Below are 22,705 nucleotides of genomic sequence, written 5' to 3'. Positions count from 1 at the left end.
CAGCCAGCATGACGTGCCCCTCTGCGTCCGCAGAGCCCCCACTTGGCCATAACTCCGCGCTATGGGGGTACGACAGTTGTGAAGTAGAATTTCACATTACTATGTTATCGGTCACATTCCAGCCGCCCAGGCTGTCCGACTGTTCACGGAGTGACCACTGATGAACAAGCGCACTCTCCCCGCTGTCGCCGCCACCCTGGCGGCGACCATCGCACTCGGCACGGCCGGCTGCACCGACAGCACGCACTCCGGCGGAAGCCAGCGGGAAAACGGCGCGCCGAACCCGGCCCTGGCCAATGAAGGGGCCACCGTCGGCGGCACCCCGCGCAAAGGCGGCACGCTGACCGTCCTGTCCAACCAGGACTTCACCCACCTCGACCCGGCCCGCAACTGGGTGATCGGCGACATGGACTTCGGCACCCGGCTGCTCTACCGCACGCTGGTGACGTACAAGGCGGAACCGGGCGCGAAGGGCGGAGAGCTGGTCCCCGACCTCGCCGAGGACCTCGGTGTCTCCTCCAACGGCGCCAGGACGTGGACCTTCAAGCTCAAGAAGGGCCTCACGTACGAGGACGGCACCCCGATCACCGCCCAGGACGTCAAGTACAACGTGGAGCGGTCCTTCTCCCCCGACCTGCCCGGCGGCCCGGACTACGCGGCCCGCTACCTGGCCGGCGCCGAAGGGTACCGGGGCCCCGCCGAGGGCAGGCACCTCGACTCCGTCAAGACTCCCGACGACCACACGATCGTCTTCGAACTCCGCAAGCCCTTCGCGGAATTCCCCCACGCCACCGTCCTGCCCACCTTCGCCCCGGTGCCCAGGGCCCAGGACAAGGGCCCCCAGTACGACAACCGCCCGTTCTCCTCCGGCCCGTACAAGATCGAGTCGTACGACCGGGACAAGCAGCTCGTACTGGTCCGCAACCCCCACTGGGACCAGGCCACGGACAGCGTGCGCAAGGCCTACCCGGACCGGCTCGTCGTGGTGATGGGGCTGAGGGCCAACCAGATCGACGACCGGCTCATCGCCTCGGAGGGCGTGGACGCCTCGGCGGTCTCCTGGGGCAGGCTGCGCCCGGAGAGCACCCCGAAGGTGCTCACCAAGCCCGCGGTCAAGGCGCGGCTGCTCGCCGAGTCGACCAACTGCACCGAGATGGTGCAGATGCACACCGGCCGCGCGCCCTTCGACAACGTCAAGGTGCGGCAGGCCGTGCAGTACGCCCTGGACCGCGAGGCGGTGGTGACCGCCTCCGGCGGCCCGGCCCTCAACGACCCTGCCACCGCCCTCATGCCCGGGTCGCTCTTCGGCGGCAAGCAGCCCGACACGTTGGGGATCCCGGCCACCGGCGACCCGGAGAAGGCCAAGCAACTCCTGAAGGAGGCCGGCAAGCCGGACGGAATCACCACCACCATCACCGTCCCCAACGGCGACAAAGGGGTGGCCGAGGCGATCCAGCATTCCCTGGGCCGGGCCGGGATCAAGGTCGTCATCGAGGCGGTCGACCCGGCGGCCTTCTACGACACCATCGGCGACATCAAGGAGCGCAGCGCCCTGGTCTACACCGGCTGGTGCCCCGACTACCCCTCCGGCTCCACCTTCCTGCCCTTCGTCTTCGACGGCCGCTACATCAAGGAGAAAGGGAACTCCGGCAATCACTCGATCTTCCGCGACGAGGCGACGATGAAAAGGATGGACGAGATCGCCGCCATGACCGACACGGCGGAGGCCAACAAGGCATGGCAGCAGCTGGACGGAGAGATCCTCGCCAAGGCCCCGGCGGCGCCCGCCGTCATCGAACGCCTGCCCCTGCTGCTCGGCACCAACATCGCCGGAGCCTTCGGCCACACGTCCTTCGGCGGCCAGCTCGACTACGCCACCATCGGCCTCAAGGTCCCTGTACAGGGAGGAAACTGAGACCCCCTCACAGGGCCGCAGCAGGCCCGCGGCTCGGTTCACGAAGTCGCGGGCACTGCCCCGGCACTGCCCGGCCACTGCGCCTCGCAGCGCTTGCCGCGTTCCCGCTCATGCTCTCCTCCCCCTCATGTCATGTGACATTTCACATAAATTGATGAGTGCCCACTCCTGTCCGACAGCTGTCGTCGCTCCATAACATGCGCGGTATGGAACTGGAGGTACGGCACCTGCGTGTGCTGTGCGCGATCGCCGAGGCCGGCAGCCTCACCCGGGCCGCCGCCGCGCTGTCCATGACCCAGCCGGGCCTCAGCACACAGTTGCGCCGCATCGAGAACATGCTGGGCGGTGTCCTCTTCGACCGGCGGCGGGCCGGAGCCACGCCCACTGCCTTCGGCGAGCTGGTGTTGGACCGAGCCCACGCCGTCCTGCCGGGCATCGACGCGCTCCTTGCCGACACCGCCCGCGCGGCCCGCCATCTGGCGTCCCCGGACCGGGTCCGCGTGGGATCGGTCGGTGCTCCCCTGCTCGGCCACCTCCTCCTGGCCGTGCAGAAGTTTCTCCCCGGGGCCGAGGTGACATCACGCTGCCACCACTCCCCCGTCACGCTCCTGGACGACCTGGCCGCCGGCCGGCTGGAAGCGGCCGTCCTCGGCGACCACCCCGAGCAGCACCTCCCTCCGCGCGACGGGGTGGTCCTCACCCCCCTGGTCACCGAACCCGTCTTCGCCCTGCTGCCCTCAACCCACCCGCTGGCCGGCCGCGAGGCCGTCTGCCTGACCGAACTCGCCGACCACGACTGGGCGATGCCCCGGCCCGACGGTGACCGCACCCGCGAGTACTGGTCCTCCGTGTGCGCGCTGACCGGCCGCCGCCCCTCCGCCCCGCACGAGGCCGAGGGGCGCCAGCTGATCGAACTGGTTCGTGCGGGCCTGGCCGTCAGCCTCTGCCAGGCCACGTTCTCGCAGACCCCCGGCGTCGCCGTCCGACCCCTCGCGGGAAACCCGCTCTGGTACCGCCACGTACTGGCCTGGCACCGGGACGGCCCGCTCACCGACCGCGGCGAGGAGATCCTACGCGCGGTGGCGGCAGGCTACCTGGACACCTGTGCCGCCAGCCCGGTCTACGCAGAATGGCGCCGGCGCCACCCTGACGCGGCCCGGCTCCCGTCCGGGGCCCCGGACGACCGTCGGACTGGCCAAGGCCGCCCGGGGTGGTGGGGGGACCGGTAGTCGGCGGCAGTCGGCATCGCCGCGCGCGCATCACGACGTGCGCAAACGTCCAGGAACGCGAGCGACCCCCGCTCGGACGAGGGCCGGGACCTACGCCCAGGCGGCCTGGAGGCCTGGAGGCCTGAAAGTAGTGCCGATGTTCCTACGCAACCTCACGCCCGCCGTCGTACAAAGCCAGGGTGTGGATCGAGCCCCACTTCCCGTCCATGCACTGCCCCTTCACCGACAGCAGCAGATGGTCATGGAGCAAGGGTCGCTCGGAGCGCGCCTCGTAGTGACGGAAGCGGCGGCTACCAGACCGCCGGGCGGCCCGCACTCGGTAGATGCCGTCCTTGCCGTACCGGATCAACGCCACCTCGTCCTCGATCCACTCCAGCATCCGCTTGATCGTCCGCTCGTGCACAGCCTCGACCGCCAGCCGGGTCTCCTCATCCCCCAACACCCACAGGAGGTAGATCGACGGCTGCGGCCGGAAGACGAGGTCGACGCGCGTCACCCGCGAGCATGGCGTGGTGGACGCCGTCGCCTTTGAGGCGGCAGTCGCGGAGGTTCTTCCAGGTCTTCATGCGCGCGAAGACGTGCTCGACGCGGGCTCGGACCTGCTTGTGGGACTTGTTGTGTTCCTCTTTCCAGGCCGGGAGTTCGCTCTGGCCGCGCTCGCGGCGGTGGGGGATGACGAGTCCGGTGCCGGGGTAGCCGCCGTCGGCGATCGTGAGGGTCTTGCCGACGGCGGCCTTGGCGCCGGACTCCTCCCACGCCTTGCAGTCGTTGCGGTTTCCGGCGAGCGGCCGGCCGACCACGACGACCAGGCGGGTGTCGGCGTCGCTGACGACCTGGTGGCTGGTGGAGTACCGGTAGTTCTCCGACCGCTCGGCTACGGTGCGGTCGCGGGTGGGGACCAGTGTGCCGTCCACGATCAGCACGGTGTTCTTGGCGAACCGCTTGCGTGGCTGGAGCGCGAGCATCGGCCCGAGCTGGTCGGTGATCCGGTCCGCCGCCGACTTGGACACCCCGAACAGCGGGGCGAGCTGCCGGGTGGTCAGGTTCGTGCGCCAGTACGCCGCGACCAGCAGGGCCCGGTCCTCCAGTGGCAGGCTCCACGGCCGTCCTTTGCGGACCGCGTCCGCACCCTCGCGCCGCAGAACCGTCACCAGCTTCCCGAACGCGCGCGGGCTCAGCCCGGTGAACGGGGCTATCCAGGACACCTCACGGCGCCGTGATCACACCACCCACACCAAGATCATCTCACCTGTGACCAGCAGTTACGGGACAACCTTTAGCCGCATCAAGGAAGCGTTGGGGATCGGGATCAGGGAGTGACACGGAGAACCGCGGAGCGGGCGGCGGAAGCGGACCTGTTGATGCGGGAACTGATACGGGACCACCTGGTGGTGGCTCAGAAGGTGGCGCGGACGATGCCGTCCGGGCCTCTGCTGGCCGCGGGCGAGCAGGCGGTCGACGCGTTCGTGGAGGGAGATGGGCGGGCCCAGCGTCAGGCCGTGCGCAGGAGGAGGCCGCGCGGCGAGAGTTCATCGACGACCTGCTGTACCGGCGGGGCGGGCTGGGCCGACCCGCGGAACGGGCGGAGGGTTCGGGCCGCGGCTCTCGCAGGCGCACACGGTGGCGGTGGCCGCCGGTACCGAGCCGTACGGTGACGGCTCCCCGGTGGCGCGCCGTATCGAGGTATCTGCGTGGCCCCCGGGGACCAGCCTGATGTGCTCGTCTTCTTTGCCGAACAGGCGCACGCCGCCACCGACGGGGGGCGTGCCGCCATCGGCCGCCACTCCCACCCGGGGCCGGGCGGGGTCGTCCACTCGTATGAGGAAGCACTGAACGCCCCCCGCGGAGGCGTGGTGGTGTTCCCGGCCGGGGCGTGCGAGGCTCGAGGGTGAACCAGCCTGGTCTGGTGGGAGACCCCGCGCTGCCGGGTGGTCACCGCAGCGTGGCCGGTGGACGGTACGGGTGGTCTCGCTCGGCTGCGCGCGACCCGTGTGACCCGCGCGTATGACGGCCTCCTTCCCGTGAGCGGAAGCGACCGTGATGGGCTTGACCCACGACGGCAGGACTGATCATGCGGACTACCTTCGACATCAGCATTACCAATCAAGCCGAGTGCACGGTGATCGTGGTGGCTGGTGAACTCGACATCAGCACCAGCCCCCACATCACCGAAGCCGCCGGTCCCGTCCTCCTGAACGGCCGCACCCTCAGCCTGGACCTCTCCGGAGTCCCGTTCATGGACTCCAGCGGCCTGAACGTGCTGCTCTCCCTGCGCCAGAGAGCCCAGCACGAAAACGGCAACCTGGAACTGCGAGGACTGAACCGCCAAGCCCTGCGCCTGCTCGACATCACCGGCGCACGCAGCCTGTTCCAACTCAGCTGACGACACCCCGAGCCGCTGGTCCTGCCCCGTCCCGGGCGAAACGGCCTCCGGCCGCCTCCGCCCCTGGGGGCCACCGTGACCACGGCGCCGGAGAGCCGTCCCCAGCCAGGCCGCACGGGGCAGGCGGGAATTCACCCACAGTGGGCCGTCTCGTCGGGCCTGAGGCTGACGTGCCACCCACGACCACCGGGATGGGCCGTGCCCGTGCTGAGCCGTCCGGTGGCGACGGGTGTGTCCCCACGTCGCGGGCAGGGGGGCGTCGTCCCTCGAGCCGCGGAAAGGGTGTTCCTCGCGGGTAGCCCTGTGGTCAGGGGCGGGTGATGTTCTCGGCCTGGAGGCCACGCGTGGAGCGGGTGACGTCGAAGGTGACCTGTTCGCCCTCGCACAGCTCCCGGTAGCCGGCGCCGACGATCCCGGAGTAGTGGGCGAACACGTCCGGGCCTCCGTCGTCCTGGGCGATGAACCCGAAACCCTTCTCCGCGCTGAACCACTTCACCGTGCCACTGGCCATACGCACTCCACCCGCTTCCGTTCATGCCGCTGCCCGGCGCGGGCAGCAGCACCAGACCTACCCCACAGCACGTGCCGTCCACGGACCGCCACACCGACAACAGACGAATTCCGAACCGACAGGGGACCGCTGCCGCGGCGCCGCCCGGACCACCCGCGGACGGGACCGCGCCCCGTGCACCGAGAAGGGCCGGGGCGCGGCCGCGTGTGCCAGCTCGTGCTCCGGTCCGGGGAGCGCGACGGTTTCACGGCGGTGGGCCGTCGTGGGCCTGGGCCGCCACCGTGGCGCGGCCCAGGCCCGGCGTGGGGGGGGCGGTGCGGGGTCAGACCTGGCGTGTGGGGGTCAGACCTGGCCGCGCCACTGGCCGGTCGGGGCGCCGCGGTCCTCGATGAAGTGCTTGAACCGCTTCAGGTCGCCCTTGACCTGCCGGTCGACGAACCCGAACTTGTCCGCGATGTTCTCCGCCATCCCGTCGGGATCGAAGTCCATCATGAAGGTCACCTCGGTATGGGCGGGATCGATGGGCCTGAACGTCACCAGCCCGGACTGCTCCGTCTCACCTCCGACCGTCACCCAGGCGATCTTCGTGTCCGGAATCTGCTCGGTGATCTCCGCGTCGAACTCCCGCTTCACGCCCGCGACCTTCGTCACCCAGTGGGTGAGGGTTTCGGTCCGCTGCTCGATCCGCTCGACACCGTCCATGAACTGCGGGAACGACTCGAACTGCGTCCACTGGTCGTAGGGGTGCGGACCGGGACGTCGACCTCGATGGACTCCTTGACCTGCGACATGCCGATTCCTCCTGGCGTCAGATTGAGCGGGGGTCGGGGGCCGGACCTCTCGGGTGGCCGGCCCCCGGCACGGGGACCCTCCACGGGTGCCCTTCCTTGCCCCGGCTGCCCCGGGACCGGCAGCTGCACTCCCCGAACGAGCTGACTTTCACCACCGGCTGGCCGACCACGCTCGCTTCGCCGGCAACGGGCCCACCGCCTGCCGGCCGGCCCTGCGCCACCCGCCCGGCGCACCCGAGGGCTCGCACCACCCTCCATCGGCCGGGTGACCGTCCTCCCCCACACAGGCGAGTCCCGGCCGCGCCAGGAAGCGGACGGAAGGCATGCTGTCCGGGTTGCCCCTTACACCCCTACGTCGGCGGGAGACTTCCGGTGCTCGAACGCAAGCAGGTCAAGGGCCGAAGCCAGGTCACCTTCGTCCTCCCGGAAAGCACTCCCGGCGGGCCGGTCAGCGTGGTCGGTGACTTCAACCACTGGAACCCCGCCGCGCACCCCCTCACCCCCCGCGGCGACGGCACCCGTGCCGCGACCGTCACCCTCCCCGCCCACAGCAGCCACGCCTTCCGCTACCTCGCCGCCGGCGACTACTGGTTCGACGACCCCACCGCCGACCACCACGACGGCACCAACAGCCGCATCCACACCTAAAGCCTCCCCAGAAGCCACACCAGCCGACAGGTCGGCCAGCACCAGCGCCCCGCCAACGCCCCACCCATCCTCCTAGGCCCGGTCCGAAGAGCCACCAGGCCTCAGCTCGCACCATCGAAGAGCCACAGCGAGATGTGCACGCCCTGGCACCGGCCCGCCCAGTCCGTGCTGCTTGAAAACGAAGGGAGCAGCCGTGTCCCATCCGCAGGCGGATGAACCGCCCTCACAGGGAATGCTCCTGCACGACACACAACCCTCCGGCGCGCGGTCGGCCGAAAGGGGCATGTGCGGGCAGATCGCGGATCTGGTCAGGGAAGCCGAAACGCAGCTGAGGGACGGTCTGTGGGAGCTGACCCCGGCTGACGCCGCGCTGGCCCGCAAGGCCGCCGCCGGTCTCGCCGAAGCCGTCCATCCGGCCCCCGAACAGCAGACACTGCCCGCCGTCAAACGTCTGGAACACCTACGCGAAGCCCTTGCCGCCCTCGCCATCACCCTCGCCCGCACCCACGGCCCACTCGCCTGGTTCCTCGCCCGCGCCAGCTCCACGCTCTCGCCCGTCCTCAGCTGGCGCGTCCTGCCCGCCGCCGGACCACGGCAGACCTTCGGCGCCACCGTCCCCACCCCCGGCGAACTCCACGACGCCGAGGAAGCCGTCCGCCGACTCCACACCGCACTCGCCCACACCGGCCACGACCAATAGCCCGCACCACCAGCCCCACGACACCCCGCTGGCGGGGCCCAAGCAGCACCGCGGAACACCAGGGCGTCCCAGACCGACGCCGACGCACCGCCCGCCAGGGGCTGCGTCGTTGAACCCGCAGGTACCGGCCACGGCCGAGACGAGGCTGGCCGCTGCGGGGAGGGACGGCACACTGCGGCTCTCGGACACCGGCTCCGGCAGTATTCGGCTCTCCCCTCCACGCCGAAAGGGCACCGTCGGAGCACGTGCCGCTGCGGAGGCAGCCGGTGGCTCCGCAGCTGCTCGCCGCCAGGGGTGCGGGCGCGCAGGAGCACTCTTGTCCGCCAACACCTGAGGGGCCTTCGTTCGCGGCGCCGGCTACCGGCGCATCTGCGGCCGCAGCACGGGTCTGGTGGGCCATCAGGTCCACGACGGCTTCGGGGGCCAGTGCACTGCGCGCACGGAGACGACCGCTGTACGACAACTGCTTCTCGGCCCCACTGACCGACCCGGTCAGCCGACGACGTTCGTGAGTACGTCGGCAAGGGCGCCGGCCCCGGCCGGGGTCAGTGCCATGACGAGCCGACCGCCGCCTTCGAGCGGTATGCGCATCATGATGTCCGGCCCCTCCTTGGCTACCTCGAGCGGGCCGTCACCGGTCCGCGGCCTCATCCTGGCCCTGACGCACGGAGTGGATTCGCCGTCGTCGACGACTTTCTGGAGCGCGTCGGCGAGGGCATCGGCCTCGTCCGGGGTCAGTTTGACTACGAACCGGCCGCCGCCTTCGAGCGGTATGCGCACGACGACGGCCCGTCCCTCCTTGGTCGCCTCAAGGGGGCCGTCTGACGTCCGCGGCCCGACAGCGCCGCGTGGCAATTCACCGCCGTTGAGGGACAGTGCCCGCGTCCCGTTGCCCACGGTCTTGACAGTGCATGTCCCCGGGGCGGGTGTCGCGTTGGCGGCAGGCACCGGGACGGCCATTGCCCCCAGAACGAACGAGGAGGCGACGAGCGAGACGACGGCATTGCGTCGGATGGGCCAGGCCATGAGGGGTGTCCTCCCTCGCGATGAGTGGAGGGAGCCGCGGAAACATCGGGGCAATTCGCCGCGCCGTCGCTCCGGGACTGGCCCTCCTGCGACAACGGATGTGCGGCTCTGGCGCCGCCACAGCGCCGGACTGATCGGAAGGGCGCCGCTCCATCCATCCTCCTCCTCCCCGAACCGGATGTCGACCGGACGGCCGTGTGAGCCGGCCTCGCGGACAGGCCCAGCGGCTCGCCACAAGGCGGCTTGACGCCTCGGCTTCGTTGCATGTCTACCCCCTCGCCATCACCCCGAGCCCATGCTGGACACCAGCTCACCACGCGTCGGCCAGGCCGCATGCGGTCTCGTGAGCGGCGTCAGCGCTCACAGATGCTTGGCCACCACCGCCGCCGGACGGTTTGTTCGCCAGCCCAGAGCCCGGCAGCGTGCGGCCTCGAACTCGCACCTCATCACCGTGTGCTCCGTGGCCGAGGCCGCCCGCGTGGAGTCTGCGTCGCCCTACTCGGCCGCCACGTCCGGCGCCGTAGGGCTTCATCGGGGCGGCTGCGGCGTTGAAGTGCACGTCGCGGGCACTCAGGCCGCCGGCCCCTTGGACGTCTGGCTCACCGCCCGCTTCCGTGCCCACTCCACGCGCGGACTCCCGTGGCACACCCCGGTCCGGCACGTGCCTTGGCCACTTCCAAGTGAGGGCGGTCTCGGGCAGGTAGGCGCTGACCTGCGCGCCCCGCGCCGCCCGACCCCTGCGGAGAGCCCCTGACCGGTGCCTCCCCCACCGGATGGTGCCTCTGCTCCTCGCCGCGTTGCTTGCGTCCTCGGGACGCGTAACCATCCACCCGGTGCCCCGGTCTCCACCGCCGCGGTGGCGGCGGACCACAAGCGGCTGGCGACGGCTTTCAGGAGCGCGTCTTGGTGGGCAGCGCTGGGTCCACCGTTCGCGTCGCCTCCGCCGTACGTCGACTCCGGCGGGACAACACGGTGGCCGGCACGAGGAGCACCGCGCCGAGGAAGAAGTAGCCGTTGATCACCATGGTCTTCCAGAAGTCCCGTGACCCTGTGTCAACGGCCTCCTTCTCCATCCCGAGCAGGCCGTGGGGAGTGAGTCCCGTCGCCGTGGTGATGTTCTCGACGAGACCGGGCACGCCCCGCATCGTCAGTACCGCGCAGCCGATCCACAAGGGCGCGCGCACCAGCCAGGAAGGTGCACGCCGGCCCCACGGTTTGACCGTGGCCAGCACGCACACCACCCCGACGACCGACATGAGGACAATGAGGGCGTCGTAGGAGAGGAAGAGCCACACCGGAGTGCCGTCGTCGGGACCCATCGAGTCCTCGTACATGACGCCCATCTGGACGTGCCACACGAAGCTCACCACCAACCAGGCGACGGCCGCGTATGCCCAGCGGAGGAGAGTTTTCCCGGGTTCGGTTTGCATGACCTCGACGCTACGAGCCGGGGCGCGGACGGGGCGTCGGCCCGAAGGAGGAGCGCCTCCGCCGCGCGGGGGAGGGCAGGGTGAAGCCGTCCGCGGTCGGACGCGGCGAAGTAGGCCGACCACCGGGCGGCGAGGCCCCGCGCCGCGATGGCGATGGTCCCGGGGCCTCGCAGGTTGGCTACGCGGTCCCGGACGGCCGCGGGTCGGGGGTGCAGCCCAGCCCTGGACAGCTGACGACCTCGGGTGTGCCATGGCCGACCTGGGCAACGAGCGGGCCAGCATGGGAGTCAGATCCTGCATTCCTGCGGCTGGAAGGCATCCTTAGGGCGTGTCGAATGCTCTGGATGCGCAGCCCGTCGATGCTGCGGGTCGGATGGTTGTCTGCGGGGACGACGGTCTGGCCCGCCGCCTCGCCGATGAGCTGCAGGGTGTGTACCAGGAACGTGTGACGCTGGTGGTGCCTGCGGCCCGTGAGTCGCAGGCTGCCGTACGGCGGAGCGGGCGTGGGCTCGGGCTGCTCGGCCGGATGCCGCTCGCCCGGCAGGCGAGAGTGGCTGTGCGAGATCGCATGCCTGCCCGGGAGATGCGGGTGGTGGAGGCGGTCGAGCCGGACGAGGAGGTTCTGGTGTCGGCCGGGGTGGCTGGAGCGGCCGCTTTGGCGCTGGTCTACGAGGACGATGAGACGAACCTCCGCGCCGCTCTGGTGGCCCGGCGGCTGAACCCGACGCTGCGGCTGGTGATCCGACTGTACAACCGCAGGCTGGGGCAACATCTGGAGGATCTGCTCGACCAGGCGGCGATCGTTGCCGAGCCAGGCATCGACCTTGCTGCGCTGGATGCCTCCACCACCGTCCTGTCGGATGCGGACACCGCCGCTCCAGCCCTCGCCGCGTCAGCGGTGGCGGGGACGAGCAAGGTCGTCCAGGCAGACGGATTGTTGTTGCGCGCGGTGGAGCGTACGCCTCCGAGCCGGGGGGAAGTGGCCGATCCGGGTATATGCACCCTGGCGCTGCTGTCGGCGACCAGCAATGATCCAGCCGGCGCCGAGGGCGCTGAGTTCAGCGGTGTGCACGGTCCCCAGCTGTTGCCCGACGACCGGGCAGTTGCCGCCGCGACGGGTCGGGGCATCGTGGCGCTGGAGACGGTATCGCACATCAATCCGGCGCCCTTCCGAAGGCGCCTGATGGCCACGTCGCTGCCCGTGGGGTCCTTGTTCTCGCGCCGGTTGTCCTGGTCCCTGGCCAGCCTGCTGGGCGCCGTGGGCGGCCTTGCCCTGGCGGCCTGGCTGATCACCGGCGACCATCCCCTGCACGCCGCGTACATCACCCTGCTCGACATCTTCGCCATCAACGACCCCGCCGTGGAGGAGACCCCGCAGCGGAAGGTGCTGCAGATCCTGGCCGGCACCGTGGGTCTGCTCCTGCTGCCGGTGCTCGTGGCGGCCGCGCTGGAAGGGCTGGGCGCGTTCCGGACAGCGACCGCCCTGCGGCGTCCCCCACGTCGGCTGTCCGGACACGTGGTGCTCCTTGGGCTAGGCAAGATCGGTACACGCGTTCTGGCGCGGCTGCAGGAGCTGGACATTCCCGTGGTGTGTGTGGAGTCCGATCCCGAGGCTCGCGGCCTGGCGCTCGCCCGCCGACTCCACGTCCCGGTCGTCCTGGGCAACGTCACCGAGGAGGGCGTCCTCGAGGCGGCGCGCGCCCATCGCGCGCATGCCCTGCTGGCCCTGACGAGCTCGGATACGACGAATTTGGAAGCGGCGCTGTCGGCGCGCTCGATCCGGCCGGACCTCCGTGTCGTCCTGCGGCTCTACGAGGACGCTTTCGCCACGGCCGTGTACCGCACCCTGCGGGTCGCCCACCCTGCCGCTCTCACGCGCAGCCGCAGTGTCACCCACCTCGCTGCACCCGCGTTCGCCGGAGCCATGATGGGGCGCCGGATCCTCGGCGCCATACCTGTCGAACGCCGGGTGCTGCTCTTCGCGGCCGTTGACGTGGCCGGTATCCCGCAGTTGGAGGGCCGTACCATCGCCGAATCGTTCCGGCCCGGCGCCTGGCGGGTGATCGCCCTGGACACGGCGGCCCCCGAAGAGCGACGGCCCGACCTTTCCGCACCGCTGACGCCCGACGGCACCGGGCAGCCCGCCCTGGTCTGGGACCTCCACCCCGGCTACGTACTCAAATCTCAGGACCGTGTTCTGCTGGCCGCCACACGCCGGGGCCTTGCCGAGCTGCTCGGCCGCAGAGCGGCCCGCCCACACCGCATGTGACCCGGACGTGGAAGGGTAACCGCCGGGCCGCTCCGGCTCTGCATGACGGTTCGCGGACCTTGTCTTCGGATCGACTGGAGCCTCATGCCGCGTCTTCGCCGGTGCAGCCCTCACATGCCGCTGTTGCTTCTGGGCGGGGCGCGGTCTTCTGTGCGATCGGCTTGTCGGTGACCGGCGTGGTGGCTGCCGTCTGGCCGGCCTCGCGGCAGGGCTGACCTGCCACTGGCCTCTGCGGCCCTTCCCGATCAGTCTGGGTTGCCGCTGCGCGGGCCTGTGTGGGGCACCGGCTGGACCGCATGACAGGCTGGGGCATGTCATGGGCGCGTAAACAGGCAGGCGCGTCGGGAATCGGGGTGGAGTGTGGGGCAGCAGCCGACGGTTGGCGACCTGGCGGGGTTCGCGGAGTTGCTGCGGGAGGCGTGCACGACGGGCCGTCGCCTGACACGGGACGAGTTGGAGTCGCGTCGGGCAGACGGTGAGCGGGCGGCGGAGGCGGGCGCGGGGCTGCGCACCCTCGTACAGGGTCACTTGGCCGCGGCCCGCCAGGTGCAGGCCGCGTTGCCGGCTTCCGGTACGGGCGGCCTCTTGGCCGTTGTGGAGCAGGCGGTCGACGCCTTCGCCGAGGGATACGAACTCGCGCAGCAGCACGCCGTGCGCCGGCAGGAGGCGGAGCGCCGCGAGTTCATCGACGACCTGCTGTACGGGGGCAGCGACTTGGGTCGTCTGGCCGAGCGCGCCGAGCGTTTCGGCCTTCGGCTGTCGCAGGCCCATGCTGTGGCCGTGGCGCAGGGGCGGGAGCCGTACGGTGACGGCTACGCGGTGGCCCGTGCCATCGAGTCAGCGGTCCTGGGCCGTTTCGGCAACCGGCACATCCTGCTGGCCACCAAGGACGGCCGCCTGGTCTGCGTGGCCCCGGGCGACCAGCCGGAGGTGCTGGCGTACTTCGCCAAACAGGCGTACGCCGCCACCGACGGCGGCCGAGCGGCGATAGGCCGGGCCCATCCCGGGGCGGGCGGGGTCGTCCACTCCTACGAGGAGGCTCTCAACGCCCTGGACCTCGCGGAACGGATGGAGCTGGCCGAGCCGGTGCTGCACGCCGCCGACCTGCTCGTCTACCCGGTCCTCGCCCGCGACCGGCAGGCCATGGCCGATCTGGTCGATTCCACCCTCGGTCCGCTGCGCCAGGCTCGCGGTGGCGCGCAGCCGCTCATCGACACGCTCACCGCCTACTTCGATGCCGGCTGCGTGGCCACCGACGCAGCCCGGCGGCTCTCGCTCAGCGTCCGTGCCCTGACGTACCGGCTGGAGCGCATCCATGCCCTCACCCGCCACGACCCCGCCGACCCGCGCCACCGCTACACCCTCCAGACCGCGGTCATCGGAGCCCGCCTGCTGGGGTGGCCCGGCGCGCCCGGGTGACCTCGGGCTCCACCTCGACGCGGGCCGAGGGTAGTCCCCACCGTTCCGGCAACCAGGGCGCCTGCCAGGGCGGCCCAGACCAGTCCTCGGCCTCCGCCGTGCTGCCAGCCGGGGAGGCCGAGCGTCAGGCCGGTGACCGCCCCCGGCCGGGCGCCCTCAGCTCGTCGACCGCGGTACGCATGACCGAGGCTGCCACGACGATGGCGGCGGCCGGCGGGGTGTGTCCCACGTTCCTCCCCCGTCAGCGTTCTGCTGCGCCAGTGCGGTGGTAGATGTCGGGTACACCGTCGCCGTCGGCGTCGAGCATCTCTGCCTCGTACAGCTGACGATAGACCCGGTTGCGCAGGCGCAGGACCACTGCGGCCAGCAGGGCGGAAGCGAAGGATCCGATGAGTACGGCTGCCTTCACGTGCTCGCCGGCCTCCTGGCCGAAGAAGGCGAGTTCGCCAATGAGGAGGGCGACGGTGAAGCCGATGCCGGCGAGCACCGAGAGCCCGAAGACGTCGGACCAGGCGAGGTCGGGGTTGAGCTGTGCGCGGGTGTAGCGGGCGGCCAGGTAGGTGCCCAGGAAGACGCCGAGGATCTTTCCCGCCACCAGGCCGATGACGACGCCGAGCGGCTCGGGGCGGGTGGCGACCTGGGCCAGGGCGGCGCCGGAGACGGAGACGCCGGCCGCAAAGAGGGCGAAGAGGGGAACCGCCACACCTGCGGAGAACGGGTGCACGAGGTGGGAAACCCTCGCTCCCGGGGAGGTCTCCTCCCCCTCGTCGGTGGTGGTGCGCAAGATGAGGCCCATGGCCACGCCAGCGACGGTGGCGTGGACACCGCTGTTGTACATCAGCGCCCAGATGACGAGGCCGAGGGGGACGTACCACCACCATCCGCGTACCCGGAAACGCTGGAGCAGGTAGAAGACGACCAGTCCGACGACGGAACCCCCCAGGGCCCAGAGGTTGAGGCTGCTGGTGAAGAAGATCGCGATGATGAGGATGGCGCCGAGGTCGTCGACGACGGCCAGGGTGAGGAGGAAGGCACGCAGGGCGGAGGGGAGGTGCGTGGAGATGACCGCGAGGACGGCGAGGGCGAAGGCGATGTCGGTGGCCATCGGCACAGCCCAGCCGTCGAGGCTGCCGCCGCCGACTGTCACGGTGAGCGCGTACAAGGCGGCGGGGACGGCCATGCCGCACACGGCGGCGACGACCGGCAGGGCCGCCGTCGCGGGCGTGCGGAGCTCGCCGACGACGAGCTCGCGTTTGAGTTCGATTCCTGCCACGAGGAAGAACACCGCGAGCAGGCCGTCGGCGGTCCAGTGCCCGACCGAGAGGTCCAGACCAAGGGCGGGGACACCGAAGTGGAAGTCGCGTATCTGCTCGTAGACGTCACTCCACGGGCTGTTCGCCCAGATGAGTGCGATGACGGCGGCGGTCAGGAGCACCAGACCGCCGATGGTTTCGGTCCGCAGGGCCGCGGCCACGGCACGGCGCTCGGGCCAGGTCAGCAGACTGAGGAAAGGGGGACGCTGTGGGGGCGGGGCAGCGGTCATGGTGGTACCTCCGGGGCGTCGGCTGTGAGTGGGCACACGGCCCCAAGGACGCCGACCAGACTTCCCGGCACACCCCGCGCCCCGCCCATCGTTGCGATGAGCGTATTGACGCGTTCTTTACACCCTATCCGGGGTGTGGAGATGTCGCCAGGGGGCCTTTGACATGGGGAAACGCAACGGACCAGGGGCAGCGGGCCCGTGGGCACCAAGTGCGCAAGGTGCTCATGGGCCCGCTGGGGAGCCGCGGGCCGCCGGGGGACGGTCAGACGGTGGTCGTCACCGGCTCTTGGTCTTCGTCCTCGTCGGCTTCGGTTCCGGGCCGGCGTCGCGGCGTCGGACGAAGTCGAGGAAGAGCCGGGTTCTCGCTTGACGACGGGGGCCAGCAGGTACAGGCCGGTGATGTTGATGACGGCGAGAACGAAGAGCACTGCGTCGGCCATGGCGATGAGGGTCGGCAGGGAGCATCCGACCGCGAAGAGGGTGTAAGGGACCTTGACGGTGATTTCGCTGCCCTTGCTGCGGCCGAAGAGGTACGTCCAGGCGTCGAAGCCTTCGCCGAGCCCGCCTGAGACCCGCACAGTCGCGCCGGGCGCCGTGCGCCGTGCGTTAAAGCAGCGTAAAGATTGCCGACGGCAGGCAATGTCTCCACCGTCACCTCCCTGGCAACCTGTCGGCATCCGGCGGGAACAGCGGTCAGACGGGGGAGGTGCCCATGGGCTTGTTTCTGGTTCTCGGCATCGGGGGGATCGCGCTGCTGGCCGTCTCGCTGGTGTTCGACGGGGTGCTGGAAGGTGTCTTCGACGGTGCTCCGGACGGACTGTTCGACGGGTGGCTGTCGCTCCCGGTGGTCGCGGGCTTCGTCTCGATGCTCGGCTTCACGGGGGCGATCGTGCTCGGGTCCACCGGACTCGGGCCGGGAGCGGCAGCCGCCGCGGGGGCCGTCGCCGGAGCGTGCGCGGGCTGGACGACGTACCGGTTCAGCCGCGCCCTGCTCCGCGACGGTAGCGGCCGTGCCCCACACCGATCGGATGTGGTCGGTTCGGCCGGGAGGGTGGTCACCGCCATCCCGGACGGCGGGTACGGCGAGGTGCTGCTGTCCTTGGGCGGTCAGCCGGTGAAGTACGCCGCGACCGCCGAGGCCCCGCTTGAGCGGGGCGCCGAAGTCTGGGTGACAGCGGCCCCTTCCACGACGTCCGTGACCGTCCGCGCGATCGAGCACTAACCCGACGCCTTCCAGCCTTCGTCGCCCATCGTCATCTAACTGCCCCCTGGGGGGCAGGGGGAATCCACCATGAATCCAGTTGTCGTCGCCGTCGTCGGAGTGCTCGTACTCCTCGTCCTGCTGGCCCTCGTCGTCGTCACCCGCTACAAGGTGGCCGGGCCCAGCGAGGCGTTCATCATCACCGGACGGCGGGGAAAGAAGGCCACCGACCCGGCCACCGGCCAGGTCTTCACCGACAACAGCGGCCAGAAGGTCGTGGTCGGCGGCGGCGTGTTCGTCGTGCCGTTCGTCCAGCAGCGCTACACCCTCGACCTGTCCAGCCGCCACATCCCCGTCGCCGTGCGAGGCGCGGTGACGCTGCGCGGTATCAAGGCCAACCTCGAGGGCGTCGCGATCGTCAAGGTCGGGGGGAACGAGGACGCGATCCGGGCCGCCGCCCAGCGGTTCCTCCAGCAGCAGGACGGCATCGTCGGGTTCACCCAGGAAGTGCTCTCCGGTGCGCTGCGGGCGATCGTGGGCCGGATGTCGGTCGAGGACGTGATCCGGGACCGTGCCGCGTTCGCCGGCCAGGTCGCGGAGGAGGCGGAGGCCAGCCTGTCCGGGCAGGGCCTGGTCCTGGACGCCTTCCAGATCCAGGACATCACCACCGAAGGCTCCTACCTGGAGGACCTCGGACGCCCCGAGGCCGCCCGGGCCAAGCAGGAGGCGGACATCGCCGAGGCCAATGCCCGTCGGGCGGCCGAGCAGGCCCGGCTGAAGGCCGAGGAGGAGATCGCGGTCGCCCAGCGCACGCTGTACCTGCGGCAGGCCGAGATCAAGGCCGAGACCGATGCGGCCGCCGCGCAGGCCGCCGCAGCCGGCCCGCTGGCCGAGGCCGACCGGCAGCAGCAGATCCTCACCGAACAGGAGAAGGTCGCCGCACGACAGGCCGCCCTGACCGACCGCCAGCTCGACACCCAGGTCCGCAAGCCCGCCGACGCCCGCCGCTACGAGGCCGAGCAGCAGGCAGAGGCCCAGCGCATCGCCCGGGTCAAGCAGGCCGAGGCCGAGCGGCTTGCCGCGATCGCCGCCGCCGAGGCGGAGGCCGAGCGTGCCCGGCTGACCGGTGAGGGCGAAAAGCAGCGCCGCTCCGCGCTGGCAGAGGCCGAGGCCATCGAGGGCGCCAAGCGCGGTGAAGCCGAGCGTGCCCGGCGTGCCGCCATCGCCGACGCCGTCCGCCTGGAAGGCGACGCGGAGGCCACCGCGATCGCCGCGAAGGGCGCCGCCGAGGCCGAGGCGATGCAGAAGAAGGCCGATGCATACGAGCGATACGGCGACGCGGCGATGGTCCAGATGCTGGTCGAGGCACTGCCGCAGATCGTCGCCAAGGCGGCCGAACCGCTCGGCGCCATCGACAAGATGACCGTCATCTCCACGGACGGCGCCAGCAGGCTCACCCGTACTGTTGCCGACAACGTCGCCCAAGGCGTGGAACTGCTGGGCTCCACCACCGGCATCGACCTCAACGCGATGTTGCGCGGCCTGACGGCCGGCAAGGTGGAGGCGGCGCCTCAGTCGCCGAACGGCGCGATCACCATCACGGACTGAGCGGTCGCCGAAGCGAAGTGTGTACGGGGTGTGGCCGTGTACGCCGCCTTGGGCGGGCACGGCCACACCCATGCCCGTTGGTCCGGGGTACTGCCATCGGGTCCGGTGCAGCACCGTAGTGGTACCCGATCAGCGGGGAAGGAGAACGGCCATGGAGACGTGGGGACTGGTGCTCGAGACCACCGTGGGGGCCGGCGAGCGCAAGCACGTCGAGGCTTTCGTGATGGCACAGGTGGAGGGCGACAAGGAGGCGGCGCTGGCCGAACTGGAAGGGCGGGCACGCGCCTACTGCCCGGAACACCCGCGGAGCCCCAAGCGCCGCCGGCTCTTCCGCCACGGTGACGGCTTCCTCCTCGTCATCAACGGCGCTTGGCAGTCGTACGTCACCCGCTTCACCCTCGCCGAGCTCATCGAGGACAGCGACCGCCCCCAACCACCCGAAGCGGAAGACCGTGCCTCGCCCGACGCGGAAGAAGCCGTGCCGCCCTCCACTGCGGAGCTGGCAGCGCCGCCGGTCCCATCTCCGCCAACCATGGAATGCGACGACGACGGCATACCGGTGAAGCCGGCATGGCTCGGTCGCGCCGACCTCCCATAAGCGGCTCCCGCGGGGCAGTGTCCACGCCGCCTCCAACACAGCCCGTGATACTGCACGTGAGCCTGCTCCTGCCCACACGTGGACGGGCAGGAAAGCGGCGCAGGACCGCCGCCGGCGAGTCCTGGGAAGGCGGCATGCTCTGTGGGCGCCTTGACATCCCGACCGACACCGACCCACACAACGCGCGGGCCGCCGCAGCCCGGATGGTGACGAACTCGCCCGCGGCTTCCACGACACCGACGTCGAGGTGAGTTGGGACCCGCCCCAGGAGCCCTGGTCATGGACGGCTCACGTCACCCTTCCCGCCGGGCACGAACCGGCTTCACCGGACACCGAAGGTTGACCGCCAAGCTCAGGGCGAGCTGACCCCCACCGCGGGGAGGCGGCACCGCTTTCCGCCGAGCTGTCGCGAGACCCCCAGCGCTTCACGGCTGGTCCATCGGCTCAAGGCCGGGGCAGTGTCACCTTGTCCGGTGCGCACCCGATGCGTTCCGACTCGGCCTCGATGTACGCGGGAACCAGTGCGCGCAGAACACTGTCGCCGCCCTTGTCGAGGTTGTCCTTCTGCTCCGCCATGAAGATCACGTCGCCGGTCTGGCAGCGAGCGCGGTACACGGCCCGGGTCACGTTGAACGCCCCGTACCCGTTGACGCCCTTGAACGGTGTGCCGCCCTTGAGTACGTCCTGGGAGAAGACGTCTGCCAGGGCAGGGTCCACGACCGTCGTCAGCCGCAGCCTGGCCTTGGGGTAGGTGCCGCCGGCCTCGCAGATCCGGGCTGGGGTGCCCTCGCCGCTGGCGCGTGTACGCGCCAGATCCGCGCGGTACTCCGTCGGGAGCGTCAGACCCTTGATCCCGCAGAAGGCCTCGGCTTGCGTGTCCTGCCAGGTGACGGCCTCCGCGGGAAGGTCGGGCCCGCGGTACGTGCCGGAGCAGCCAAGCTCGCGTATGACGCCGTTGGTGGCCTCCACCACGGCGCGGGCCAGGGCTGTGCGGTCCTCCTGCGCGTACTCCGCCGGGGTGTCGAAGCCGGCAGGCCCCATGGCGGCGTCGACGACCACCGGCCCTTCGAACGATCCGGGCCTGCCGGTGCAGGACTGCGGTACGGCGAGCCAGGCCCGGGAGGGCGACACCATGCCGGGCAGTCCTTCTCCGAGGGACGTCATGCCGGCTGCGAGGAACTCCTCGGGCCACTGGCGTGCGTCGCTTCCGTGGAGGCCGTCGAGCCTGTGGACCTTGACGGTCAGCTGGCGTCTGGCCCGGTCGTCCTTGTAGCTGGTGATGCGGCACTGGCCATAAGACAGGCCGTTGCCCCGCGGATCAGCCTGTAGCCGCTGTTCCTCGACTTCCGTCCTGCGGTCTGCGAAGAGAGCGGAGACGGTCTTGTCGCTCAAGGAGTCCCAGCACGGCGCCGGCGTGAGCAGCGGCAGGGTGTCGGTCTGCCAGGCGACCGTCCCTGCACCGAGCAGGGCGCCTGCGAGCACCCCCGTCGTGGTGGCGCGTACGGTCCGGTTCCTCAGGAGTCGGCGGACGCGCGAGGGCGGAGCAGGCGTGGGGGGACGAACCTGCTCCGGCTCCTGCCCCGGGCCCACTTCACTGGTGTCTTCGGGCTGGTCATCCACGCTGCCCTGGAGGTCCTCCGCATCGGTCTGCGGGTTCACGGGGGTGCTGCCCGTCGGCTGCGGGGTCAGGCTGTCTTCTTTGTCCGCCGCTGTCTTCTCCTCTGCTCCGTCTCCGATCACGCCACGCCTCCGGTCTGGCATCCGATGCGCTTGCCCACTGACTGGACGAAGCTCGTGAACACGCCCCGGTCATCGGGACGGGCCCGGCCTTTGAGCGCGGAGGCGACGTTCCCGTAGAAGACGGTCTGCTGGCCGTCGCAGGTGACCCTTACCAGGCCCTGGTCGACGCCTTCTGGCAGACCGTCGAACAGAGCGGCCAGGCGGGGGTCGGCGGCCATGACGAACTGGGCCGCCGGCTCGTCGGGCCTCCCCCGCGTTCGTGAGACCGTTGAGCAGGTTTGGAGCCGCTTCTCCACTGCCCCCACGTGCTGCTGGTAGTTCGTGTCCTTCCCGAACTCGAACGTCAGCCCCGGTATCCGGCAGAGCGGGCTGGTGGCGCCGTCGTCCTTCTCTGCGACGACCGCCATGGGTGACGACAGGCGCAGAGGTTCGGTCGGCGCGCAGCCGGCTTTCGCCATGGTCGTGTTGGCCACGTCGAGCAGCATGCGGGCGACGTCCATCCGGTTGCCGACGGCGAAGGGCATGGCCTTCTTGCCCAGGTGTCCGTCGCCCCAGCTCTCGCTGCGGATCGTGACCGTGGAGGGCCTGCTGCCCACGTTGCAGGTTTCCGGGAGGACGAGCATGGCTCTGTCGCCGGCCACCAGCCCGTTCAGGCCGTCGGGAAGTGGCGACGTCGAACCGTCGAGGTAATGCGCGATCCAGGCGCGGCGTTCCTCGACCTCCTGCGGTGCGGGGCCGTATTCGACGATGACGCGGTCGTCGAAGGTGAGCGGTTTGTCGGAGTGGCTGTCGGCGAGGGACGAGGCGATGGCGACCGTGCAGGTGGCTTCGGGGCTGGTGGTCGAGGGCGGGGCTGACTCGGTGGCCCGGCGCTTGGAGCCGGATTTGCCGAGTGCTTCCTTCCCGAGGAAGGAAGCACCACTGTCCTCCTGCCAAGCCCCCCAGCAGTAGGTGGAGGGAAACGGCCACGTGCCGGCCGTGTGCAGACCGTACAGGCCGGCACCTGCCACCAGCAGGGCACCGCCGGCCGCCAGGGCCGCGGTCCTCGTACTCCACCGCATCTTCGCACGCATGCACATTCCCCCTCGTGGAAACACACTGAAAGCCGTGGTCGCCCCGCCGACAACGACCGGCTCGGAATCGACTCGCTTTGGCGCCAGCCGTCAGGCGGCACTTCCTGAAGCCGGATGCCCCGTCCGGCCATGCTGTCGGCGGCCGGCGAAGGCCAGCACCAGGGCGCCGGTGAGGGCGAGCGCTCCGCCGCCCGCGGTGCATCCCAGGACCGTGGCGGCGGACGCGCCGGCCAGGCGGGGGGCAGTGTTGACGGGGACGGTGGCGTAGATCAGCAGCAAGGCCGCCCCTTGTGACCGCAGGGGCATGCGGTCGCTGCGCAGGCCGCGCGGCGCCCACCCAGCCAGCAGGGCGATGCCCGCGGGCAGCAGGGTCAGCGAGAACAGGATCAGAAGGATCCACTGCCAATTCATTGCGTAGGTTCCCTGTGCAGGTCGAGGTCAGCGGTGACGGCCGTGCTCTGCGGCAATCATGACAAGTCCGGTGATCAGGAGTGCCATCCCGATGACCAGGAGAGGGAAACCCGGCCCGGGCAGGAGGTAGAAGACGACACCTGCGAGGGTCACCGGTGCGCCGATCGCGCTGAGGAGAATCCCCGCACGTCTTTCGGTGAGCGGCGTGAG

The 22,705-nt window shown here is 70.6% G+C and carries 18 protein-coding genes and 5 pseudogenes; 11 read left to right on the top strand and 12 right to left on the bottom strand.

All coding sequences use genetic code 11. The features are described 5' to 3' along the window. The first annotated feature begins 160 nt into the window (after positions 1–160). Both ACSHWO_RS38070 and ACSHWO_RS38065 read left to right on the top strand, forming a co-directional pair. Complete coding sequence (locus ACSHWO_RS38070; protein ID WP_438319812.1) at positions 161–1,915, top strand: ABC transporter substrate-binding protein; 1,755 nt, start codon at positions 161–163, stop codon at positions 1,913–1,915. Positions 1,916–2,121: 206 nt separating this feature from the next. Next, positions 2,122–3,144, top strand: coding sequence for a LysR family transcriptional regulator (locus ACSHWO_RS38065; RefSeq protein ID WP_385849814.1), 1,023 nt, complete (start codon positions 2,122–2,124; stop codon positions 3,142–3,144). Positions 3,145–3,286: 142 nt separating this feature from the next. On the opposite strand, the gene ACSHWO_RS38060 is transcribed toward ACSHWO_RS38065, so the two are convergent. Together ACSHWO_RS38060 and ACSHWO_RS38055 are read right to left on the bottom strand one after the other, a co-directional pair. Next, positions 3,287–3,640 carry a relaxase domain-containing protein gene (locus tag ACSHWO_RS38060; RefSeq protein WP_438319811.1) on the bottom strand — a complete coding sequence of 118 codons (354 nt, stop codon included), beginning with the start codon at positions 3,638–3,640 and terminating at the stop codon, positions 3,287–3,289. After that, positions 3,573–4,377: pseudogene (locus tag ACSHWO_RS38055) on the bottom strand (transposase). Before ACSHWO_RS38055 ends, ACSHWO_RS38060 begins: the two are co-directional and overlap by 68 nt. A 197-nt stretch (positions 4,378–4,574) precedes the next feature. Between ACSHWO_RS38055 and ACSHWO_RS38050 the strand changes: the two are divergent. Continuing rightward, a pseudogene (locus ACSHWO_RS38050) lies at positions 4,575–4,982 on the top strand (PucR family transcriptional regulator); the annotation flags it as partial. 233 nt (positions 4,983–5,215) lie between these two features. Further along, on the top strand, positions 5,216–5,527 hold the full coding sequence (locus tag ACSHWO_RS38045) for an STAS domain-containing protein (protein ID WP_438319810.1): 312 nt from the start codon (positions 5,216–5,218) through the stop codon (positions 5,525–5,527). 307 nt (positions 5,528–5,834) lie between these two features. On the opposite strand, the gene ACSHWO_RS38040 is transcribed toward ACSHWO_RS38045, so the two are convergent. Further along, the gene (locus ACSHWO_RS38040) at positions 5,835–6,038 is read right to left on the bottom strand and encodes a cold-shock protein (protein ID WP_361101968.1); all 204 of its coding nucleotides are present in this window, start codon (positions 6,036–6,038) and stop codon (positions 5,835–5,837) included. A gap of 342 nt (positions 6,039–6,380) precedes the next feature. Then, a pseudogene (locus ACSHWO_RS38035) lies at positions 6,381–6,829 on the bottom strand (SRPBCC family protein). Between the two features lie 372 nt (positions 6,830–7,201). On the opposite strand from ACSHWO_RS38035, the gene ACSHWO_RS38030 reads away from it, so the two are divergent. Both ACSHWO_RS38030 and ACSHWO_RS38025 read left to right on the top strand, forming a co-directional pair. Then, on the top strand, positions 7,202–7,477 hold the full coding sequence (locus ACSHWO_RS38030; RefSeq protein WP_361101963.1) for an isoamylase early set domain-containing protein: 276 nt from the start codon (positions 7,202–7,204) through the stop codon (positions 7,475–7,477). A 283-nt stretch (positions 7,478–7,760) separates the two neighbouring features. Continuing rightward, positions 7,761–8,177 carry a hypothetical protein gene (locus tag ACSHWO_RS38025; RefSeq protein WP_385843373.1) on the top strand — a complete coding sequence of 139 codons (417 nt, stop codon included), beginning with the start codon at positions 7,761–7,763 and terminating at the stop codon, positions 8,175–8,177. Between the two features lie 492 nt (positions 8,178–8,669). Here the strand turns inward: ACSHWO_RS38025 and ACSHWO_RS38020 are convergent, their stop codons facing one another. From ACSHWO_RS38020 to ACSHWO_RS38010, 3 genes and pseudogenes are all read right to left on the bottom strand, one after another. Next, on the bottom strand, positions 8,670–8,828 hold the full coding sequence (locus ACSHWO_RS38020) for a DUF3117 domain-containing protein (RefSeq protein WP_361101976.1): 159 nt from the start codon (positions 8,826–8,828) through the stop codon (positions 8,670–8,672). Between the two features lie 36 nt (positions 8,829–8,864). Next, positions 8,865–9,032 (bottom strand): annotated as a pseudogene (locus ACSHWO_RS38015) (DUF3117 domain-containing protein); the annotation flags it as partial. A 1,061-nt stretch (positions 9,033–10,093) separates the two neighbouring features. Then, complete coding sequence (locus ACSHWO_RS38010; protein ID WP_385843377.1) at positions 10,094–10,633, bottom strand: hypothetical protein; 540 nt, start codon at positions 10,631–10,633, stop codon at positions 10,094–10,096. A 373-nt stretch (positions 10,634–11,006) separates the two neighbouring features. On the opposite strand from ACSHWO_RS38010, the gene ACSHWO_RS38005 reads away from it, so the two are divergent. Further along, positions 11,007–12,902, top strand: a complete 1,896-nt coding sequence (locus ACSHWO_RS38005; protein ID WP_438319843.1) for an NAD-binding protein — start codon at positions 11,007–11,009, stop codon at positions 12,900–12,902. Positions 12,903–13,262: 360 nt separating this feature from the next. After that, on the top strand, positions 13,263–14,321 hold the full coding sequence (locus tag ACSHWO_RS38000; RefSeq protein WP_438319809.1) for a PucR family transcriptional regulator: 1,059 nt from the start codon (positions 13,263–13,265) through the stop codon (positions 14,319–14,321). 241 nt (positions 14,322–14,562) lie between these two features. On the opposite strand, the gene nhaA is transcribed toward ACSHWO_RS38000, so the two are convergent. Next, a complete protein-coding gene (nhaA, locus tag ACSHWO_RS37995) occupies positions 14,563–15,864 on the bottom strand; it encodes a Na+/H+ antiporter NhaA (RefSeq protein ID WP_438319808.1) in 1,302 nt (433 codons plus the stop codon). 262 nt (positions 15,865–16,126) lie between these two features. Then, positions 16,127–16,415, bottom strand: a pseudogene (locus tag ACSHWO_RS37990) (D-alanine glycine permease); the annotation flags it as partial. A gap of 161 nt (positions 16,416–16,576) precedes the next feature. Between ACSHWO_RS37990 and ACSHWO_RS37985 the strand changes: the two are divergent. The 3 genes from ACSHWO_RS37985 to ACSHWO_RS37975 all read left to right on the top strand — a co-directional run bounded on the left by ACSHWO_RS37985 (position 16,577) and on the right by ACSHWO_RS37975 (position 19,271). Then, complete coding sequence (locus ACSHWO_RS37985; RefSeq protein WP_438319807.1) at positions 16,577–17,086, top strand: hypothetical protein; 510 nt, start codon at positions 16,577–16,579, stop codon at positions 17,084–17,086. 69 nt (positions 17,087–17,155) lie between these two features. Further along, positions 17,156–18,673: an SPFH domain-containing protein gene (locus ACSHWO_RS37980; RefSeq protein WP_438319806.1), complete on the top strand. Its 1,518-nt coding sequence runs from the start codon at positions 17,156–17,158 to the stop codon at positions 18,671–18,673. Between the two features lie 151 nt (positions 18,674–18,824). Beyond that, complete coding sequence (locus ACSHWO_RS37975) at positions 18,825–19,271, top strand: hypothetical protein (RefSeq protein ID WP_438319805.1); 447 nt, start codon at positions 18,825–18,827, stop codon at positions 19,269–19,271. A 444-nt stretch (positions 19,272–19,715) separates the two neighbouring features. Here the strand turns inward: ACSHWO_RS37975 and ACSHWO_RS37970 are convergent, their stop codons facing one another. The 3 genes from ACSHWO_RS37970 to ACSHWO_RS37960 form a co-directional block, all read right to left on the bottom strand. Then, positions 19,716–21,011 carry a hypothetical protein gene (locus ACSHWO_RS37970; protein ID WP_438319804.1) on the bottom strand — a complete coding sequence of 432 codons (1,296 nt, stop codon included), beginning with the start codon at positions 21,009–21,011 and terminating at the stop codon, positions 19,716–19,718. Then, positions 21,008–22,021 carry a hypothetical protein gene (locus ACSHWO_RS37965; protein WP_438319803.1) on the bottom strand — a complete coding sequence of 338 codons (1,014 nt, stop codon included), beginning with the start codon at positions 22,019–22,021 and terminating at the stop codon, positions 21,008–21,010. The genes ACSHWO_RS37970 and ACSHWO_RS37965 overlap by 4 nt, the downstream gene beginning before the upstream one ends. Positions 22,022–22,174: 153 nt before the next feature. Then, positions 22,175–22,495: a hypothetical protein gene (locus tag ACSHWO_RS37960; protein WP_438319802.1), complete on the bottom strand. Its 321-nt coding sequence runs from the start codon at positions 22,493–22,495 to the stop codon at positions 22,175–22,177. Positions 22,496–22,705 lie beyond the last annotated feature (210 nt).

The sequence above is a fragment of the Streptomyces pallidus (ex Mingjun et al. 2026) genome (assembly GCF_051550185.1).
In the GTDB taxonomy this organism is placed as follows: domain Bacteria; phylum Actinomycetota; class Actinomycetes; order Streptomycetales; family Streptomycetaceae; genus Streptomyces.
The sequence above is the reverse complement of the archived record's forward strand: the minus strand, read 5'-3'. Positions and strand labels throughout refer to the sequence as shown.

What these genes read in the sequence shown, in the direction of transcription:
- ACSHWO_RS38070 (WP_438319812.1), top strand. Translation starts at nt 161, where the DNA reads ATGAACAAGCGCACTCTCCCCGCTGTCGCCGCCACCCTGGCGGCGACC.
- ACSHWO_RS38065 (WP_385849814.1), top strand. Translation starts at nt 2,122, where the DNA reads ATGGAACTGGAGGTACGGCACCTGCGTGTGCTGTGCGCGATCGCCGAG.
- ACSHWO_RS38045 (WP_438319810.1), top strand. Translation starts at nt 5,216, where the DNA reads ATGCGGACTACCTTCGACATCAGCATTACCAATCAAGCCGAGTGCACG.
- ACSHWO_RS38040 (WP_361101968.1), bottom strand. Translation starts at nt 6,038, where the DNA reads ATGGCCAGTGGCACGGTGAAGTGGTTCAGCGCGGAGAAGGGTTTCGGG.
- ACSHWO_RS38025 (WP_385843373.1), top strand. Translation starts at nt 7,761, where the DNA reads ATGTGCGGGCAGATCGCGGATCTGGTCAGGGAAGCCGAAACGCAGCTG.
- ACSHWO_RS38020 (WP_361101976.1), bottom strand. Translation starts at nt 8,828, where the DNA reads ATGAGGCCGCGGACCGGTGACGGCCCGCTCGAGGTAGCCAAGGAGGGG.
- ACSHWO_RS38010 (WP_385843377.1), bottom strand. Translation starts at nt 10,633, where the DNA reads ATGCAAACCGAACCCGGGAAAACTCTCCTCCGCTGGGCATACGCGGCC.
- ACSHWO_RS38005 (WP_438319843.1), top strand. Translation starts at nt 11,007, where the DNA reads ATGGTTGTCTGCGGGGACGACGGTCTGGCCCGCCGCCTCGCCGATGAG.
- nhaA (WP_438319808.1), bottom strand. Translation starts at nt 15,864, where the DNA reads ATGACCGCTGCCCCGCCCCCACAGCGTCCCCCTTTCCTCAGTCTGCTG.
- ACSHWO_RS37985 (WP_438319807.1), top strand. Translation starts at nt 16,577, where the DNA reads ATGGGCTTGTTTCTGGTTCTCGGCATCGGGGGGATCGCGCTGCTGGCC.
- ACSHWO_RS37980 (WP_438319806.1), top strand. Translation starts at nt 17,156, where the DNA reads ATGAATCCAGTTGTCGTCGCCGTCGTCGGAGTGCTCGTACTCCTCGTC.
- ACSHWO_RS37975 (WP_438319805.1), top strand. Translation starts at nt 18,825, where the DNA reads ATGGAGACGTGGGGACTGGTGCTCGAGACCACCGTGGGGGCCGGCGAG.
- ACSHWO_RS37960 (WP_438319802.1), bottom strand. Translation starts at nt 22,495, where the DNA reads ATGAATTGGCAGTGGATCCTTCTGATCCTGTTCTCGCTGACCCTGCTG.